The 15,660-nt window shown below is 68.4% G+C and carries 14 protein-coding genes; 6 read left to right on the forward strand and 8 right to left on the reverse strand.

The genetic code is table 11. The annotated features are described in order from the left end of the window. The first annotated feature begins 73 nt into the window (after nt 1-73). Entirely contained in the window at nt 74-850 is a 777-nt protein-coding gene (gene yaaA, locus ACJMKX_RS12095) for a peroxide stress protein YaaA (protein WP_405225555.1), read from the forward strand. Between the two features lie 36 nt (nt 851-886). On the opposite strand, the gene ACJMKX_RS12100 is transcribed toward yaaA, so the two are convergent. From ACJMKX_RS12100 to ACJMKX_RS12110, 3 genes are all read right to left on the reverse strand, one after another. After that, the gene (locus ACJMKX_RS12100) at nt 887-1,999 is read right to left on the reverse strand and encodes a hypothetical protein (RefSeq protein ID WP_405225558.1); all 1,113 of its coding nucleotides are present in this window, start codon (nt 1,997-1,999) and stop codon (nt 887-889) included. A gap of 112 nt (nt 2,000-2,111) precedes the next feature. After that, complete coding sequence (gene xth, locus ACJMKX_RS12105) at nt 2,112-2,879, reverse strand: exodeoxyribonuclease III (protein WP_405225561.1); 768 nt, start codon at nt 2,877-2,879, stop codon at nt 2,112-2,114. Further along, nucleotides 2,876-4,900: a M3 family metallopeptidase gene (locus ACJMKX_RS12110; protein ID WP_405225563.1), complete on the reverse strand. Its 2,025-nt coding sequence runs from the start codon at nt 4,898-4,900 to the stop codon at nt 2,876-2,878. The genes xth and ACJMKX_RS12110 overlap by 4 nt, the downstream gene beginning before the upstream one ends. Before the next feature lie 111 nt (nt 4,901-5,011). Between ACJMKX_RS12110 and gorA the strand changes: the two genes are divergently transcribed. After that, nucleotides 5,012-6,385, forward strand: coding sequence for a glutathione-disulfide reductase (gene gorA, locus ACJMKX_RS12115; RefSeq protein WP_405225566.1), 1,374 nt, complete (start codon nt 5,012-5,014; stop codon nt 6,383-6,385). Between the two features lie 3 nt (nt 6,386-6,388). Here the strand turns inward: gorA and aroE are convergent, their stop codons facing one another. Further along, nucleotides 6,389-7,219 carry a shikimate dehydrogenase gene (aroE, locus tag ACJMKX_RS12120; protein ID WP_405225568.1) on the reverse strand — a complete coding sequence of 277 codons (831 nt, stop codon included), beginning with the start codon at nt 7,217-7,219 and terminating at the stop codon, nt 6,389-6,391. 59 nt (nt 7,220-7,278) lie between these two features. Next, the gene (hemB, locus tag ACJMKX_RS12125) at nt 7,279-8,289 is read right to left on the reverse strand and encodes a porphobilinogen synthase (protein WP_405225571.1); all 1,011 of its coding nucleotides are present in this window, start codon (nt 8,287-8,289) and stop codon (nt 7,279-7,281) included. Between the two features lie 113 nt (nt 8,290-8,402). Here hemB and ACJMKX_RS12130 point away from each other — a divergent pair, with 113 nt between their 5' ends. The 4 genes from ACJMKX_RS12130 (at nt 8,403) to ACJMKX_RS12145 (ending at nt 10,915) form a co-directional block, all read left to right on the forward strand. Further along, on the forward strand, nt 8,403-8,927 hold the full coding sequence (locus ACJMKX_RS12130) for a sigma-70 family RNA polymerase sigma factor (protein WP_405225574.1): 525 nt from the start codon (nt 8,403-8,405) through the stop codon (nt 8,925-8,927). A 16-nt stretch (nt 8,928-8,943) separates the two neighbouring features. Continuing rightward, on the forward strand, nt 8,944-9,708 hold the full coding sequence (locus ACJMKX_RS12135; protein WP_405225576.1) for a DUF3379 family protein: 765 nt from the start codon (nt 8,944-8,946) through the stop codon (nt 9,706-9,708). A 95-nt stretch (nt 9,709-9,803) separates the two neighbouring features. After that, on the forward strand, nt 9,804-10,187 hold the full coding sequence (locus tag ACJMKX_RS12140) for a hypothetical protein (protein ID WP_405225578.1): 384 nt from the start codon (nt 9,804-9,806) through the stop codon (nt 10,185-10,187). A gap of 140 nt (nt 10,188-10,327) precedes the next feature. Continuing rightward, the gene (locus ACJMKX_RS12145) at nt 10,328-10,915 is read left to right on the forward strand and encodes a DNA-3-methyladenine glycosylase I (protein WP_405225581.1); all 588 of its coding nucleotides are present in this window, start codon (nt 10,328-10,330) and stop codon (nt 10,913-10,915) included. 47 nt (nt 10,916-10,962) lie between these two features. On the opposite strand, the gene ACJMKX_RS12150 is transcribed toward ACJMKX_RS12145, so the two are convergent. The 3 genes from ACJMKX_RS12150 to hemF all read right to left on the reverse strand — a co-directional run bounded on the left by ACJMKX_RS12150 (nt 10,963) and on the right by hemF (nt 15,645). Next, on the reverse strand, nt 10,963-14,163 hold the full coding sequence (locus ACJMKX_RS12150; protein WP_405225583.1) for a S8 family serine peptidase: 3,201 nt from the start codon (nt 14,161-14,163) through the stop codon (nt 10,963-10,965). A gap of 130 nt (nt 14,164-14,293) precedes the next feature. Beyond that, nucleotides 14,294-14,725 (reverse strand): VOC family protein, encoded by a 432-nt coding sequence (locus tag ACJMKX_RS12155; protein ID WP_405225586.1) that lies wholly within the window; start codon nt 14,723-14,725, stop codon nt 14,294-14,296. Continuing rightward, a complete protein-coding gene (gene hemF / locus ACJMKX_RS12160) occupies nt 14,722-15,645 on the reverse strand; it encodes an oxygen-dependent coproporphyrinogen oxidase (protein ID WP_405226643.1) in 924 nt (307 codons plus the stop codon). Before hemF ends, ACJMKX_RS12155 begins: the two co-directional genes overlap by 4 nt. Nucleotides 15,646-15,660 lie beyond the last annotated feature (15 nt).

The raw sequence follows: 15,660 nt of genomic DNA on the forward strand, positions 1-15,660 counted from the left end.
GTTTCACTAGGATGAGCGTTCGCCCCGCGGCCGACGGCGGCCGCCGCCAGCCGAGCAACACCGGAAGACCGACATGATCATCGTCCTTTCTCCCGCCAAGACCCTGGACTTCGACTCGCCGCTGGCGACGGACAAGCACACGAAGCCGCGCTTCCAGAGCGAGGCGCGCAAGCTGGTGGAAATCCTGCGCGGCAAGTCCGAAAAGGAAATCGCCTCGCTGATGAACCTGTCGCCGAAGCTCACGAAACTGAACGTCGAGCGCTACCGGGACTTCTCCGACCGCGCCACTGCGAAGAACGCGCGCCCGGCGCTGCTCGCGTTCAAGGGCGATGTGTATCAGGGACTGCAGGCGGAGCGCTTCGACGCCCGCGACCTGAACTACGCGCAGGATCATCTGCGTATCCTGTCCGGGCTCTACGGCGTGCTGCGCCCGCTCGACCTCATGCAGCCCTACCGGCTGGAGATGGGCACCTCGCTCGCCAACGACGCGGGCAAGGACCTCTACGCCTTCTGGGGCGACCGCATTACGCGCGCGCTGAACGAGGAACTGGACGGGCAGAAGCCGAAGGCGCTCGTCAATCTGGCCTCCAACGAGTACTTCGGCGCGGTGAACGAAGAGTTGCTGGACGGGCGCATCGTGACGCCGGTGTTCAAGGACCGCACGAAGAGCGGCGACTATCGGGTGCTGAGTTTCTTCGCCAAGCGGGCGCGGGGCATGATGGCCGCCTGGATCGTCCGCGAGCGGGTCGACACGCTGAAGGGCCTGAAGGACTTCCCGGAGGAAGGCTACCGCTACAGCGAAGCGCAGTCCGAGCCGGACCGGCCGGTGTTCCTGCGCGCGAAGGACTGATCCGCGCCCGCGCGGCCGCCCTGTGGCGCCGGCGGGTCAGCCCGTCGCGGTATTGTCCAGCCGTATCCGGGCGAGGCGCGTCCCGGTCTCCTCCACCATCTCGCGCATGGTGCGCAGACTGGACTGCTCGCCGACGAAGGCGGGCGGATTGCGCCGCAGCAGCTGCCAGCGACCGGTCTCCAGTATGTGTCCCAGAAAGGTAAAATTCGCCTCGATGGCGAGCATGTAGGGATTCTGGCCCTCGAACAGCGCCTCCACGTAGCGGTACACGCTGCCGAAGGTCGTCTCCAGCCGGGGCAGCGCCGCATACTCGAAGAACCCCGGCGTCTGCCGCAGCAGGTCTTCGCCGGATTCGTAGCGCACCATGAACTCGCCGGGCCGTGCGTTCTCGATGGCCACGCCGCCGACGACGAACTCGCTGTACAGGCGGTCGCGGCATTTCTCCAGGTAGCAGCGGTCGGCCATCTGGGCGACCAGGTCGGCGGTGCCGAGCAGGTGCCCCAGCAGGGTGTCCTTCGGATCCTCCATCTCGATCGCATCCGGCGCGATCTCGTAGCCGGTGAAGTGCACCAGCTTGCTCGCGGCCGGCGCCAGGTGGTCGAGCCCGATGCCGGGCAGGTAGCGGCGCAGGAAGTCGGCGCTGCGGCTGACGTGGTAGAGCGTGAACTCGGCGCCGTTGCGGTATTCCCGGTCGCGCAATTCGTGGCGGATATAGCCGGCGTCGTGGAACAGGGAAGTGATGATGCCGAGCAGTGCCCGCTCCGGGCCCAGGCCTTCGCCGACGTTGCGCGCCGCCTCATAGCCCGCGATGAGGCGCGCCATGGCCAGGGTCATGTCCAGCGTGTGCTGGATGTCGTGATAGCTGGTGTCGCAGCCCAGGTAACCCGGCATGCGGCCGGTGAACAGCCGCTCGAAGTCGTAGAACGCGAGCCAGATCTTGTCGAAGCCGGCGTCGGGGTAGGTCTGCTCGAGGAGTTGCCGCACGGCGTCACGCACGGCCGCGGGATTGCTTACCTGCACCGTATTGGTGACGTCGAAGTCGTTGCGCCGGTCCTGAAGCATCTTCTTGTACTTCTCGGCACCGTCCGCGCCCCCCGCGCTGCGGCCCGTCTGCGGCGTCCGACCGTGAGTCCCGGCATCCGGATTCACGAGTCTCCCCCCGTCCGCGGCAGCGGACCATCGATTCTTGTGCTGGCAGCATACACGCCGGCCCCGGACGCAAGCGGCCGGTTTGACCTAAGACGGCAGATCTTGCGCACCGTCATTGTTCGAACTCCGCCCACACGGGAGCGTGGTCAGAGGGGCGCTCCCAGCCGCGCGGCTCCGGGTCGATGGCGCTGGCGATGCAGCGCTCGGCCATGGCGTGGCTGCCGAGTATGAGGTCGATGCGCAGCCCGCGGTTGCGGCGGAATGCCGCCGCCCGGTAATCCCACCAGCTGAACGCAGCGTCCGGCTGGTCGAACTCACGAAACAGATCCACGAGCCCCAGTTCCGTGAGGCGGGCCAGCGCCGCGTGCTCGGGCTCGCTGAAGAGTACCCGCCCGCGCCACAGCTCCGGGTCGTGTACGTCCCGGTCCTCCGGCGCGATGTTGAAGTCACCGAGCACGACCAGCCGCTCGTGGGCCTTCAGCTCGTCGGTGAGATAGCTCCGCAGGCGCTCGAGCCACTCCAGCTTGTACTGGTACTTGTCCGAGTCGACGGCCTGGCCGTTCGGCACGTAGAGGTTGACGATGCGCACGCCGGCGATGGTGGCTGACAGCACCCGCCGCTGGGGATCTTCCGAGCCCGGCAATGCGCGTACCGGATCGGACGGCGGCTGGCGCGAGAGCAGGGCCACGCCGTTGTAGGTGCGCTGGCCGTTGGAGATGCCATGGTAGCCCGCCTCCTGCAGCGCCCCCGCCGGGAAGTCCTCGTCCGGTTGCTTGATCTCCTGCAGCGCCAGCACGTCGGGCTTCGCCTCTGCCAGCCACGCAAGCACCTGGGGCAGGCGGACCTTCAGGGAGTTCACATTCCAGGTGGCGACCTTCACGCTGCCCGGCTGATCCCGCTGCTCGCGAGCAGTGCCTCGAGACTCGGGCCCCTGCCGCGGAACTCAACGAACGCATCCATGATATCCCGGCTGCCGCCCACCTCCAGGATGCTGGTGCGGAAGTTCTGCGCCGTGCCGCGGTCGAAGATGCCCGCCTCCTCGAACGCGCTGAAGGCATCCGCCGCCAGCACCTCCGCCCACTTGTAGCTGTAGTAGCCCGCGGCATAGCCGCCGGCGAAGATGTGTGCGAATCCGTTCGCGAAGCGGTTCCAGGCCGGCGGCCGCACCAGCGTCACCCGATCGCGCACCTCTTCCAGAATCTGCGCCGCGCGCGAGCCTTGCCCGGGGGCGTACTCCGCGTGCAGGCGGAAATCGAACAGGGCGAACTCGAGCTGGCGCAGCATCTGCAGCCCGGCGTTGAAATTGCGGCTGCCGCGCAGGCGCTCGAACATCTCCGCCGGCAGCGGCTCGCCGGTGTCGACGTGTCCGGATGCGTGTGCCAGCACCTCGTAGTGCCAGGCGAAGTTCTCCATGAACTGGCTCGGCAGCTCCACCGCGTCCCAGGGCACGCCGTTGATGCCGGCGATGCTCGGGTAGTCCACCCGTGTGAGCAGGTGGTGCAGCATGTGGCCGAACTCGTGGAACAGGGTAACCACGTCGCTGTGGGTCAGCAGCGACGGCTCGTCGCCGTGGGGCGGCGTGAAGTTGCACACCAGGTAGCCCACCGGCGCAGCCTTCTCGCCGCCGATGCCCTTGCGCACGACGCACTCGTCTATCCAGGCGCCGCCGCGCTTGCCCGTGCGGGCGTAGAGGTCGGCGTAGAAGCCGCCAACGCTGGTGCCGTCGGCGTCGCGGACCTCGTAGTAGTTCACGCTGTCGTGCCAGACGGCGACGCCCTCGCGTGCCCGGATGTCCAGGCCGTAGAGTTCCCCGGCCAGGCGGAACAGCCCTTCGATGACCCTGGGCGCCGGCAGGTAGCGGCGGAGCTCCTCGTCGGAGATGGCGTGGCGCTCCTGCTTCAGTTTCTCGGAGTAGTAGGCGAGGTCCCAGGGCCGGATCGCGCGGCCCGCGAAGTCCTCCACCGCGGCCACTTCGTCCCTGGCCGCCGGCAGGCTGCGCTCGGCCAGCTCGGAGAGGAAATCCAGCACCTCGTCCACGCCCGGCGCCATCTTGCTGGCCAGCGAGTACTCCGCGTAGTTGTCGAAGCCGGTAAGCGCGGCCGCCTCGTGGCGCAGGGCCAGGATCTCCTCGATGAGCGGCGCGTTGTCGTGGCCGGGATCGTGGGGGCCGGTATCGGAGGCCCGGGTCACCCACGCCTCGTAATACGTGCGGCGCAGATCCTCGTCGTCGACGTGGGTCAGCACCGCCTGATAGGTCGGCTGATCCAGGTTGAACTTCCAGCCGTCGAGCCCGGCCTCCTCCGCCGCCGCCCGGGCGCGCTGGCGTGCGCCGGCGGGAAGGCCGGCCAGCCGCCCCTCGTCCTCGACGTGCAGACTCCAGGCGTCGGTCGAGTCCTGCAGGTTCTGCTCGAAGCGGGTTGCCGCTTTCGCCATGGCCTGGCGGATCTCACGGAAGCGCCGCTTGTCGTCCTCGGGGAGGCCGACGCCGGCGAGGCGGAAGTCGCGCAGCGCATGTTCCAGCAACTTGGCGAGCCCGGGCTCTGCTGCCGCCGGCAGGCGCTCGGCCAGGTCCTGGAAGCGGCGGTACAGGGTCTCGTTCTGGGCCAGCTCCGTGGCGTACTCGGTCAGCAGCGGCAGCGCCTCGCCGTAGGCCTCCCGCCAGTCGGCGTTGGCGGTGACCATGTGCAGGTGGCTCACCGGCGACCACAGCCGCGACAGCCGGTGGCTCATTTCTTCCAGGGGGACCACCAGCGAGTCCGGCGTGGGGGATTCGTCGGCCAGCAGTTCCTGCAGGCGCCGCCGGTTTTCCTCGAGTGCCGTTCTGACGGCCGGCAGCACGTGCGACGGCTCGAGCTCCGGGAATGGTGGAAGTTCCGTGTTTTCCAGCAGCGGATTGGACATAGCAGATCCGACCTCGGTCTTGCATTTCCCTGACCGGCCCGCATGTTAGCATGCGCGTCCCGTCCGGAGTCGCGCCGATAGCAGGCTTTCGCGCGGGGAAATGAACAAAGAATGGACGACGACAACCGGAGACTGAGGGTGGCACACCACTTCGATCTGATCGCGATAGGCGGCGGCAGCGGCGGACTGGCCCATGCACAACGCGCTGCGGAATACGGCGCGCGGGCGGCGGTGGTGGAGAGCGGGCGGCTGGGCGGCACCTGCGTCAACGTGGGCTGCGTGCCGAAGAAGGTAATGTGGTACGCGTCGGCCATGTCCCATCACGTGGACCAGGCCAGGGACTACGGCTTCGACGTCGCCGTCAACGGCCACGACTGGCCCCAACTGAAGACTGCCCGGGACGCCTACGTGGCCAGGCTGAACAAGATCTACGCGGGCAACCTCGACAAGCGCCACGTGACCCACATCGCCGGCCGCGCGAAGTTCCTCGACGAGCACACCGTGGAGGTGGACGGCGAGCGTTTCACCGCCGATCACATCACGATTGCCACGGGCGGCTACCCGATCGTGCCCGACCTGCCCGGCGCAGAGCTGGGCATTACCTCCGACGGCTTCTTCGAACTGGAGCAGAAACCGGAGCGGGTCGCCGTCGTCGGCAGCGGCTACATCGGCGTGGAACTCGCCGGCATGCTGAACTCCCTGGGCGCCGACGTGACCCAGTTCGTCCGCTACGACGGCGTGCTGCGCAGCTTCGACGAGATGCTGCGCAGCGAGGTCATGCAGGCGATGGACAATGACGGCATCATCATCGAGCGCCACTTCATCCCGAAGGGCCTGGAGAAGACCGACAACGGTCTGCGCCTGCTGAGCGAGGACGGCCGTCACTTCGACGGCTACGACTGCCTGATCTGGGCCGTGGGCCGGGCGCCGGCGACGGACGGCCTCGAGCCCTCGGCCGCTGGCGTGGAGACGGATGCGCGCGGCTTCATCCCGGTGGACGAGTACCAGGTCACCAACGTGCCGAATATCTACGCCATCGGCGACGTCACCGGCGCCGCGGCATTGACGCCTGTGGCCATCGCCGCCGGCCGCCGCCTGGCCGACCGGGTGTTCGGTGGCATGACCGACCGGTATCTGGACTACTCGAACATCCCCACGGTGGTGTTCAGCCATCCGCCCATGGGCACGGTCGGTCTGACCGAGCACGAGGCGATGGAGCGCTACGGAGGCGAGGTGGGCTGTTTCACCAGCCGGTTCAATCCGATGCTGTACGCCCTCAGCGAGTTCAAGCGGCCGAGTTCCATGAAACTGGTCACGGTGGGTGACGACGAGCGCATCGTGGGCTGCCACATCTTCGGCGACGGCGCCGACGAGATGCTGCAGGGCTTCGCGGTGGCGATCCGCATGGGAGCCAAGAAGAAGGACTTCGACGATACCGTGGCAATCCACCCGACCAGCGCGGAAGAGCTGGTCACCATGCGCTGAGTCTCAGCGCGGCAGGCGCTTGAGGACGCCGCGCGTATCCGGCCGGACGCCGCGCCAGATGTAGAACGACTCGGCGGCCTGCTCCACCAGCATGCCCCAGCCCACGATCGAGCGTCGTGCGCCCTGAACCCGCGCCCAGTGCGTGAACGGGGTGTCGCCGGTGCCGTAGGAGAGGTCGTAGCAGACCGTCTCCGCGCTGACGATGCCGGCCGGGAATGGCAGCGCCTCGCCGCGCAGGCCGGCCGACGTGGCGTTGATCACCAGGTCGTAGTCGACGTCCTCGACGATGTCGTCGAAGCGACAGGCCTGGACGGCCCCCATGCTGCCGAAATGGTTCGCCAGTGCCTGCGCTTTGGACACCGTCCGGTTGGCCAGGGTAACGGTGGTGGGCTGCTCCTCCAGCAGCGGCGCCATGATGCCGCGGGTGGCGCCTCCGGCGCCCAGGATCAGTATGCGCGCACCCTCGATGGCCACCCGGTGATTCTTGCGCAGGTCGCGCACCAGGCCGACGCCGTCGGTGTTGTCGCCGCGGATGGCATCACTGCTGATGCTCAGGGTATTCACGGCGCCGGCCATGCTGGCCGCATCGGACAGCTCGTCCACCACTCGGACCGCCTCGCTCTTGTGGGGCACGGTGATATTCAGCCCGCGTCCGCCCTGGCGCTGGAAGCTGCGGATGGCGCTCTCCAGCTCGGCCGGCGGCACCTCCAGCAGCTCGTAGGTGAGGTGCTGGCCGGTCTGCTGCGCGAAGACCCGGTGGATAACCGGCGACCGGCTGTGGCTGACCGGATAACCCACTACGCCGTAGCGGTCCGGCTTGTTCTGTTCGCTCACTTCCCTGTACTCCCCGCTCGGTCCCGGACTATTGGATTATCGATTGTCGTGTTATCGGCTCACCCGTCGGCCAGCCAGCGCGCCGCCTCCGGCGCGAAATAGGTGAGGATGGCGCTGGCACCGGCCCGCTTTATCGACAGCAGCGCCTCCATGACGGTCTCGCGCTCGTCGAGCCAGCCGTTGGCGGACGCCGCTTTCAGCATGGCGTATTCGCCGCTCACCTGATAGGCCATGGTCGGCACGCCGTACTCGTCGTGCACGCGGCGGATGATGTCGAGATACGGCAGCGCCGGTTTCACCATAACCATGTCGGCGCCCTCGGCGATGTCCATGCCCACCTCGCGCAGGGCCTCGTCGCTGTTGGCCGGATCCATCTGGTAGCTGTGCTTGCCGCCGCCGCCCAGGTTGGCCGCGGAGCGAACCGCGTCGCGGAAGGGACCGTAATAGCTGGAGGCGTACTTGGCCGCATAGGCCAGGATCATGGTGTGCACGTGGCCGCCGTCCTCCAGCGCCGTGCGGATGGCGCCGATGCGCCCGTCCATCATGTCCGACGGGGCCACCACGTCCGCGCCCGCCTCCGCGTGGGAGATGGCCTGCCGCACCAGCATGTCGACGGTCTCGTCGTTCAGCACGTAGCCGGCATCGTCGATGATGCCGTCCTGGCCGTGGGTGGTGTAGGGGTCCAGCGCGACGTCGGTCATGACGCCGAGGTCCGGATAGCGCTCTCTGATGGCCCGTACCGCCTGCTGGGCGAGGCCGTCAGGATCGGCGCAGACCGCGCCGTCCGGCGTCTTGGTCGCCGGGTCGATGATGGGGAACAGCGCTACCATCGGGATGCCCAGCGCGTGCACCACGGAGAGGTGCTCCAGCAGCAGATCGACGGAGCGGCGCTCGATGCCAGGCATGGACGGAACGGTCTCGCGGCGGCCTTCGCCCTCGAGCACGAACACCGGATAGATGAAGTCGCTCGGCGCCAGCCGGTTCTCGGCCACCAGCGAGCGCACCCAGCCGGTACGGCGGGTGCGGCGGAGTCGGGTGGCGGGGAACCTTGTGTCCGGGCGGCTGCTCATATGTACTCTCGGGTCACTCGGGAAAAAACGGATTCTCCCCCGATTCGGTTTTCGTGTCCAAGGAGGCGGCGGGGAGTGGTGAAATAAATGCCGAGGACCGCAGGTCTGTATCCATGACGGGAACATCAGAGGACAGCCGGCGCCGCCACCGCTTCGAGCGGCTGGTGGGCGAACTCCGCCGGGACATGTACCGCTACGCATTCTGGCTCAGCCGGGACGGCGCGCTCGCGGAGGACGTGGTCCAGGAGGCAATGGTGAGAGCCTGGCGAAACCTGGACAGCCTGCGCGAAGACGGCTCGGCCAAGCAATGGCTGCTGACGATAGTGAGGCGCGAGAACGCGCGGCATTTCGAGAGGAAACGGCTGGAGACGGTGGATGTGGATGATCTCAGCGGCAGGGACGAAGGCATGCTCGCGGACTCGCACGACACTGACCTGGACGATCTGCGGGCCGGGCTGCTCGAGCTGCCCGACGAGTACCGTGAGCCGCTCGTGCTGCAGGTGCTGATGGGCTACACCACGGGCGAGATCGCCGAGGTGATGGAGCTGAAGCAGGCCACCGTGCTCACCCGGCTGCACCGGGCGCGCAACCAGTTGAAGGAAAGATTGGCGGCCGATGGGCCGGATTTTGACGGGTAATAACCGGGTAATAACCATGCGGTGTGAGGAATTCAGAGAGCGGCTAGACGGCGACCCCGGGGCGGATTTCCCCGGCCGTTCCGCGCATGCCGCCGGCTGCGCGGACTGCGCCCGCTACGCCGCCGAGGCCGCCGTGTTCGAGCGGCGTCTCGCGGCGGCCCTCGCCGTCGACGTACCGGATTTTCCCGTCGACCTGCCCGAAGACGATCATGAGGGCGACGTCGGAGGCCGGGGCGACAAGGTGGTCTCCCTGGACGGGCGGCGCCATGGACGTGGCGCCCGCTGGCGCGGGCTGCCCGCCTGGGTCGGCGTGGCCGCCGCGCTGGCGCTGGCCGTGACTCTGACGCTGCAGTTCGGCAGCGGTCCGCAGGAGCTCGACTCCTCCGCGCTCGCCGCCGAGGTGATCGCTCACATGGACCACGAACCGTATTCCCGCGTCGTCACGGACGAGGCGGTGGCGGGCAACGAGCTCAGGCGGGTGCTGACGCCCGCCGTGTCACGCCTTGACGCCGGCCGGGTCGGACTGGTGACCTACGCGAAGACCTGCCCCATCAACGGGCGCGACGTCCCGCACTTGGTGGTCCAGGGTGCGGACGGGCCGGTCACGCTGCTGCTGATGGCCGGCGAGAAGCTCGACGCCCCGGTCCCGCTCGAAGGGGACGGTTTCCACGGCGTGATCCTGCCGGTCGGCGAAGGCAGCATCGCCGTCGTCGGCCAGAAGGGCCAGTCGGTGGACGACGTGACGGAGAACATCCGCAACGCCGTGGATTGGCAGATCTGAGCAGACAACACGTTTTCATCCTGCCGGGGCGGCTGTAACGCCTCCAGGGAATCAAGGGCCCGCTTCGGGCCGTTACAACAGCGAGGAGAGAGACCATGAATGACAAGCACGTGAAAAGGCCTATTGCTATTGCGGTCGGTGCGGCACTCGCCGCGACTTTCGGCGCCGTGGGCGTGGCCCAGGCGCAGAGTGAGCAGGGCGCCGGCAGCCCGTTCGAGATGACCTCCCTGTCCAGCGGCTACGAGGCCACTGGCGGTCACGGCGAAGGCGGCTGCGGCGAAGGCAAGTGCGGCGGCGACAAGGAAGGAGACAAGGAAGGCGACAAGGGCGGCGAAGGCGCCTGCGGCGAAGGCAAGTGCGGCGGCGACAAGGGCGGTGAAGGCTCTTGCGGTGGCGACAAAGGCGGCGAAGGGTCCTGCGGCGGCGACAAGGGCGGCGAAGGCTCCTGCGGCGAGGGCAAGTGCGGCGGCTCCGTCTGATCGCATCCGCCAATCGACGGGACGAGGCTCGCGGCTCCGGCCGCGGGCCTTTTTTCGTTTGCACGGATCGATTCGCCGCTGGCCACCCTCCCCTTCGGTAGCGACAATGCCGGCACGGCCGACAGGAGGGAGATGACGCGATGAGCGAGGATCCGGTGCGCTGCGCCTGGTCACTGGGCGTGAATCAGGCCTACATCGATTATCACGACACCGAGTGGGGCGTGCCGGTGTGGGACGACCGGCGCCAGTTCGAGTTCCTGGTGCTGGAGGGCGCTCAGGCGGGGCTCTCCTGGTCCACGGTGCTGAACAAGCGGCAGGGTTACCGACGCGCCTTCGCGGATTTCGATGCGGAGAAAGTCGCCCGTTTCAGCGATGCCAGGATCGCGAAGATCCTGGCCGACCCCTCGGTGATCCGCAACCGCCTGAAGGTGCGCTCGGCCGTGACCAATGCGCGCGCCTTCCTGGCCGTGCAGGAGGAGTTCGACGGCTTCTGCAATTACATCTGGCGTTTCGTGGACGGAGCGCCGAAGCAGAACCGCTGGCAGAGCGACGCCGACGTGCCGGCCACCTCTCCCGAGTCCGAGGCGCTGTCGAAAGACCTGAAGCGGCGGGGTTTTCGCTTCGTCGGCTCCACCATCATGTACGCCCATATGCAGGCGACCGGTATGGTGAACGACCATGTGACCGGCTGCTTCCGCCACGCCGAGTGCGCGCGGCTCGCCGGGTGATCCGCCCCCGGGTATCGAACCCCGTCAGTTCCGGATATTCACTCCGGTCAGTTCCGGATATTGACAATAGTCAGCGCGGTCAGCCCGCTCGGCGTCACATGTGAGATGGCGCCGAGATAGCGCCGGTCGGCGGCCAGCCCGGACCAGTTCACCTGCAGCGTCTCGGTGCTGCCGGCGGTAACGCTGGAGGGCGCCGAGACGCTCATGTTGCCGGCGTCGTCCACCAGACCGAACGCCCAGGCGAAGAGCTGGTAGTTCGCGCCGGGCCCGCCCGCCACCTGATCGGTCTCGAAGCCGTGGATCAGCACCGCGTAGCGGCCGGCCGGTGGCGTCACCAGACTGAATTCCTCCGCCGAGGTCTCCGAGCCGCTCTCGCCGATGCTGGTGCAGATGTCGTTCGGGCAATAGTAGACGTAGAGGTCCAGGTCGTCGTTGCCGTCCGTGGCCTCGTCGAACAGCGCGAAGCGGAGATACGCCTGATTCGACGGCACGTCGATCACGTGGGTGGTGACGCCGTTGCCATCGCGGAAGGTGAAGGTCTTGGTGGGGTCGTTGTCCACGAAGCCGTCGATCACCAGCGCCTCGTTCAGCCCGTGCACGCCGGCCCGGTAGCTGCCGGTGTAGCCGAAATCCACGTCGAAGCTGAGCGTGCCGCTGCCGCCGGCATCCCGCACTTCCTCCGGCGCCGACAGCGATACCGGTCGTATTGCCACCGGGGTCCGCACGGCGGTCTCGCCGGCCCGCCAGGTGATGGCGCCGAAGTACCAGAGGTCCAGCCCGGTGCCGATGAACTCCATCTGCACCGTGTAGGTGGCGGTCTCGCCGGGATTCAGCGACAGCGTCGCGGGAGACACGGTCACCACGGTGCCCGGCGGCGGTTCGATCTCCACCTGCCAGGTGCCCGCCGCGTCGCCGGTGGCCGTCACGGTGCGGGTGATGCTGCGCCGGCCGGTCAGCTGCTCGATGGCGATGGAGGCCTGGTTGAACTGGGTCGCGTCGAAGCTCCTGCCGGCGGCGGCCAGCTCGTCGCAGCGCGACCGATCCGGTACGGGCTCCTCCAGGCCGCAGCCGAAGGCGTCGTAGTCGTCGGCACCCGCGTCGAACAGCAGCCCCGGCCGGCCCGCGGCGTTCGGCTGCAGATGACCCGCACCGAAGTCGAACGGATTGGCCGGGGTCTCGCCGTCCTGCTGCACCACGTCCTGGTAGGCGCTGGTCATCATGGCCGAGCGCAGCGCCGCCGGGGACCAGTCCGGGTTGGCCTCCAGCAGCAGCGCGGCGACGCCGGCCACGTGCGGCGTCGACATGGAGGTACCGGAGAGGTAGCCGAAAAACTCGCCCTGCTCTGCGTTGGCGGCATCCGGGGTAAAGCCCCCGAGTATGCTCACCCCCGGTGCGGTCAGGTCCGGCTTCAGTATGTCCGGCGCGCCGCTGGACGGTCCCCGGGACGAGAAGCCGGCCATGATGTTGCCGGCCTCGGTCTCGGTGAGGAACAGCCCCGCCGCCAGCCGCACGTCGACGATCTCCTCGTCCACGTTGATGGCGTCGAACAGGAGCCGCCCGTCGGCCTGGCCGATCATGACGGCCGGGATGTCCACCGAATCGGCCGTGCCGGTCATGACGAAGGGTTCGCCGGCGTTGTTGAAGACGAGGGCGCCGATGCCGCCGGCGTCCTCGATGTTGCGTATCTTGGTCTCGAAGCTGCAGCCGCCGCGTGCGAGCAGTGCGATCTTGTCGGCGAGCTCATCCCCGTTAACGGGTGCCTGGCAGGCATCATAGGTGGTGCCGTTACCGTCGCCCGTGTCGGTGGCGAGGCTGTCGTCGTCCACGATCACGAGCTCCTCTTCCACGCTGCCCGTCTCTTCCAGCTGCGGGGTGAAGCTCGCCTCCCGGGAGCCGTACTTGCCGGCGAGCGATGGCGGCGAAATCACCTCCATGGCCTCGCGGAAGTTCGCGCCGGGGCGGGTCGAGGCCGCCACGGTGGTGACCCAGGGCGAGCTGCCCGGCGAGCCGATGGTGCGCAGGCCCGGCCCCTCGTTGCCGGCGGCCACTGCCGTGAAGATGCCGGCCTTTGCGGCGGCGAGCAGGGCGATGTCGTCCGGGCCGCTCACCGTCGCCAGCGAGTTGCCCACCGAGTAATTGATGATATCCACGCCGTCCGCCACGGCCGCGTCGACCGCCCGGGCGAGGTCCGAGGTGTTGCAGCTCGCCCGGGTGTCGCCGGGCCTGAGCCAGCAGGCCTTGTACACGGCCACGCGGGCCTTTGGCGCCATGCCGCGGATGCGCGCCAGCTCGGTGCCGGCCACCGAAGCGGTCACCGGGTTGCCGGCGGCGATGGTCGCGATATGGGTGCCGTGGCCGTCGGCGTCCCGGGGCGAGAGGAACTCGCCCGGGTCCAGATCACCGGTCTCCAGGGCGCCGTCGACGAAGAAGCGGGCGCCGATCAGCTTGTTGTTGCACACCGTCTCCGCGAACTGCTCCCCGGACTGGCAGATGCCGTTCCAGCCCTCCGGCGGGTCGAACAGCTGCACGTCGTCGCGGACCTCGAAGCGGCGGCACAGCCAGAGGCCGAGGAAGGTATCCGCGAAGGAGGTGCGGCACAGCCGCGGCCTGTCCGCTTCCCGGGTGTCCTTCAGGCTCGGGTGGTCGGGCGTGATACCGCTGTCGATGACGCCGATGACCACGCCCTCGCCCTCCAGTCCCAGCGCGCCGGTGAGTCCGTCCGTGCTGTCGAACAGGCCGAGGAAACTCGGCGTCTCGTTGGTGGCCAGCGGCCGGATCTCGTCCTCCCAGACGCCGGCCACCTCCGGCATGTGGCGCAGCCGATCGGCCTGCGCCGGCGTCAGGGCGGCGGCGAAACCGCTGAAGCCGTAGCGATAATCGTAGACGGTCTGTGCGCCGGGGGCCGACTTCGCCAGCAGGCTCGTCTGCGCGGCGTCGCTGCCGGCCACCCAGGACTTCACCGTGGCCGACTCCCGGCTGAAGCCGGTGGATTGCATCACCTTCATGGAGGCGGGGCGGCCGGGCGCGGCCGTCTTCGCGTAATGCTCCGCGGCGCCGGGCCGGCGCAGCTGCACGATGTACACCTTGCGGCCGTCGGCGCGGGTGCCGATCTCGTCGGCCAGTACCAGGCTGCCCGCGGCGCCTTCGGCGTGGCGCAGCGAGGCGGCCTCCGCCGTCGTCCCGAGGCAGAGCAGGGTCAAAAGCAGCCAGGTCAATGGCAGCCAGGCCGGATGCAGGTTTCTGTTCACCGCTCGCTCGTCCCAAGGGATCGATGGTCTGTGGGATCGATAGTCTGTCGCCACAGTGAGGAGGCTCGGACGACGTTAGCATAGCGCCGATTCGGCGGGCCAGCACGCCCGCGGCCGCCGCCGACGGTGACTAGTCCCGGGCGAAGATCCGGGACGGGTCGGCGAAGCTCTTGAACTCCAGCGCGTTGCCGGCAGGGTCGCGCAGGAACATCGTGCGCTGCTCGCCCGGCTGGCCGCGGAATCGCACCCGCGGCTCGATCAGGAAGTCGACGCCGGCGGCGGTGAGCCGGTCGGCCAGGTTCTGCCAGTCCGGCGGTGCCAGGATGACGCCGAAATGGCGTACGGGGACTTCGTCGCCATCCACGGCATTGGCTGACTCCTCCCCGACGGTTGCCGCGAGATGCAGGGTGACCTGGTGGCCGAAGAAGTCGAGGTCGAGCCAGCGTTCGTCCTCCCGGCCGGTGGTGCAGCCGAGCAGTTCCAGGTAGAAGCCGCGGGCGCGCTCCAGGTCGTCGACCGGCACGGCAAGGTGGAAGGGCGCGGGGCCGGCTGCCGAGGTCACGCCGCGCCCAGCCAGTCGGTGGGTTTCAGAAAGCGCTCGGTCAGCTCCGCTTCCGGGCTGCCGGGCTCGGGCCGGTAGTCGTACTGCCAGCGCACCAGCGGCGGCAGGGACATCAGGATGGACTCGGTGCGGCCGCCGGACTGCAGCCCGAACAGCGTGCCCCGGTCGTAGACCAGGTTGAATTCCACGTAGCGGCCGCGCCGATAGAGCTGGAACTGGCGCTCGCGTTCGCCCCAGGCGCTGTCCCGGCGCCGCTCGACGATGGGCAGGTAGGCCGGCAGGAAGTGGTCGCCGACGCTTCTCATGAAGTCGAAGCAGCGCTCGAAGCCCCAGTCGTTCAGGTCGTCGAAGAACAGGCCGCCCACGCCGCGGGTCTCGCCCCGGTGGCGGAGATAGAAATACTCGTCGCACCAGTCCTTGAAGCGCGGATAGGTGCCCTCGGGGAAGCCCTCGCAGGCGTCACGGGCCGTGCGATGCCAGTGCTCCACGTCCTCCAGGTACGGATAATAGGGCGTGAGGTCGAAGCCGCCGCCGAACCACCAGACCGGTTCGCTGTCCGGCTTCTCCGCCGCGAACACCCGCACGTTGGCGTGGGTGGTGGGCACGTAGGGATTCTCGGGATGCAGCACCAGCGAGACGCCCATTGCCTGAAATCCCCGGCCGGCCAGCTCCGGTCGGCTCTTCGAGGCGCTGGGTGGAAGGTTGTCGCCGTAGACGTGGGAGAAGTTGACGCCGGCCTGCTCCAGCAGGCTGCCGCCGGCGGTTACCCGGGTCTCGCCGCCCCCGCCGCCTTCCCGCTCCCAGGAGTCGCGGTGGAAACGGGCGGTCCCGTCCACTTCCTCCAGGGTATCGGTGATGTGCCGCTGCAGGCCGAGCAGGTACTCCTTGACGGCCGCCAGTTTGTCGCCGAAGTCGTTCATCGCCATGTGCGCGGG

The organism is Lentisalinibacter sediminis, from assembly GCF_040706615.1.
In the GTDB taxonomy this organism is placed as follows: Bacteria; Pseudomonadota; Gammaproteobacteria; order Steroidobacterales; family Woeseiaceae; genus Lentisalinibacter; species Lentisalinibacter sediminis.

What these genes read in the sequence shown, in the direction of transcription:
- yaaA (WP_405225555.1), top strand. Translation starts at nt 74, where the DNA reads ATGATCATCGTCCTTTCTCCCGCCAAGACCCTGGACTTCGACTCGCCG.
- ACJMKX_RS12110 (WP_405225563.1), bottom strand. Translation starts at nt 4,900, where the DNA reads ATGTCCAATCCGCTGCTGGAAAACACGGAACTTCCACCATTCCCGGAG.
- gorA (WP_405225566.1), top strand. Translation starts at nt 5,012, where the DNA reads ATGGACGACGACAACCGGAGACTGAGGGTGGCACACCACTTCGATCTG.
- hemB (WP_405225571.1), bottom strand. Translation starts at nt 8,289, where the DNA reads ATGAGCAGCCGCCCGGACACAAGGTTCCCCGCCACCCGACTCCGCCGC.
- ACJMKX_RS12130 (WP_405225574.1), top strand. Translation starts at nt 8,403, where the DNA reads ATGACGGGAACATCAGAGGACAGCCGGCGCCGCCACCGCTTCGAGCGG.
- ACJMKX_RS12135 (WP_405225576.1), top strand. Translation starts at nt 8,944, where the DNA reads ATGCGGTGTGAGGAATTCAGAGAGCGGCTAGACGGCGACCCCGGGGCG.
- ACJMKX_RS12140 (WP_405225578.1), top strand. Translation starts at nt 9,804, where the DNA reads ATGAATGACAAGCACGTGAAAAGGCCTATTGCTATTGCGGTCGGTGCG.
- ACJMKX_RS12145 (WP_405225581.1), top strand. Translation starts at nt 10,328, where the DNA reads ATGAGCGAGGATCCGGTGCGCTGCGCCTGGTCACTGGGCGTGAATCAG.
- hemF (WP_405226643.1), bottom strand. Translation starts at nt 15,645, where the DNA reads ATGAACGACTTCGGCGACAAACTGGCGGCCGTCAAGGAGTACCTGCTC.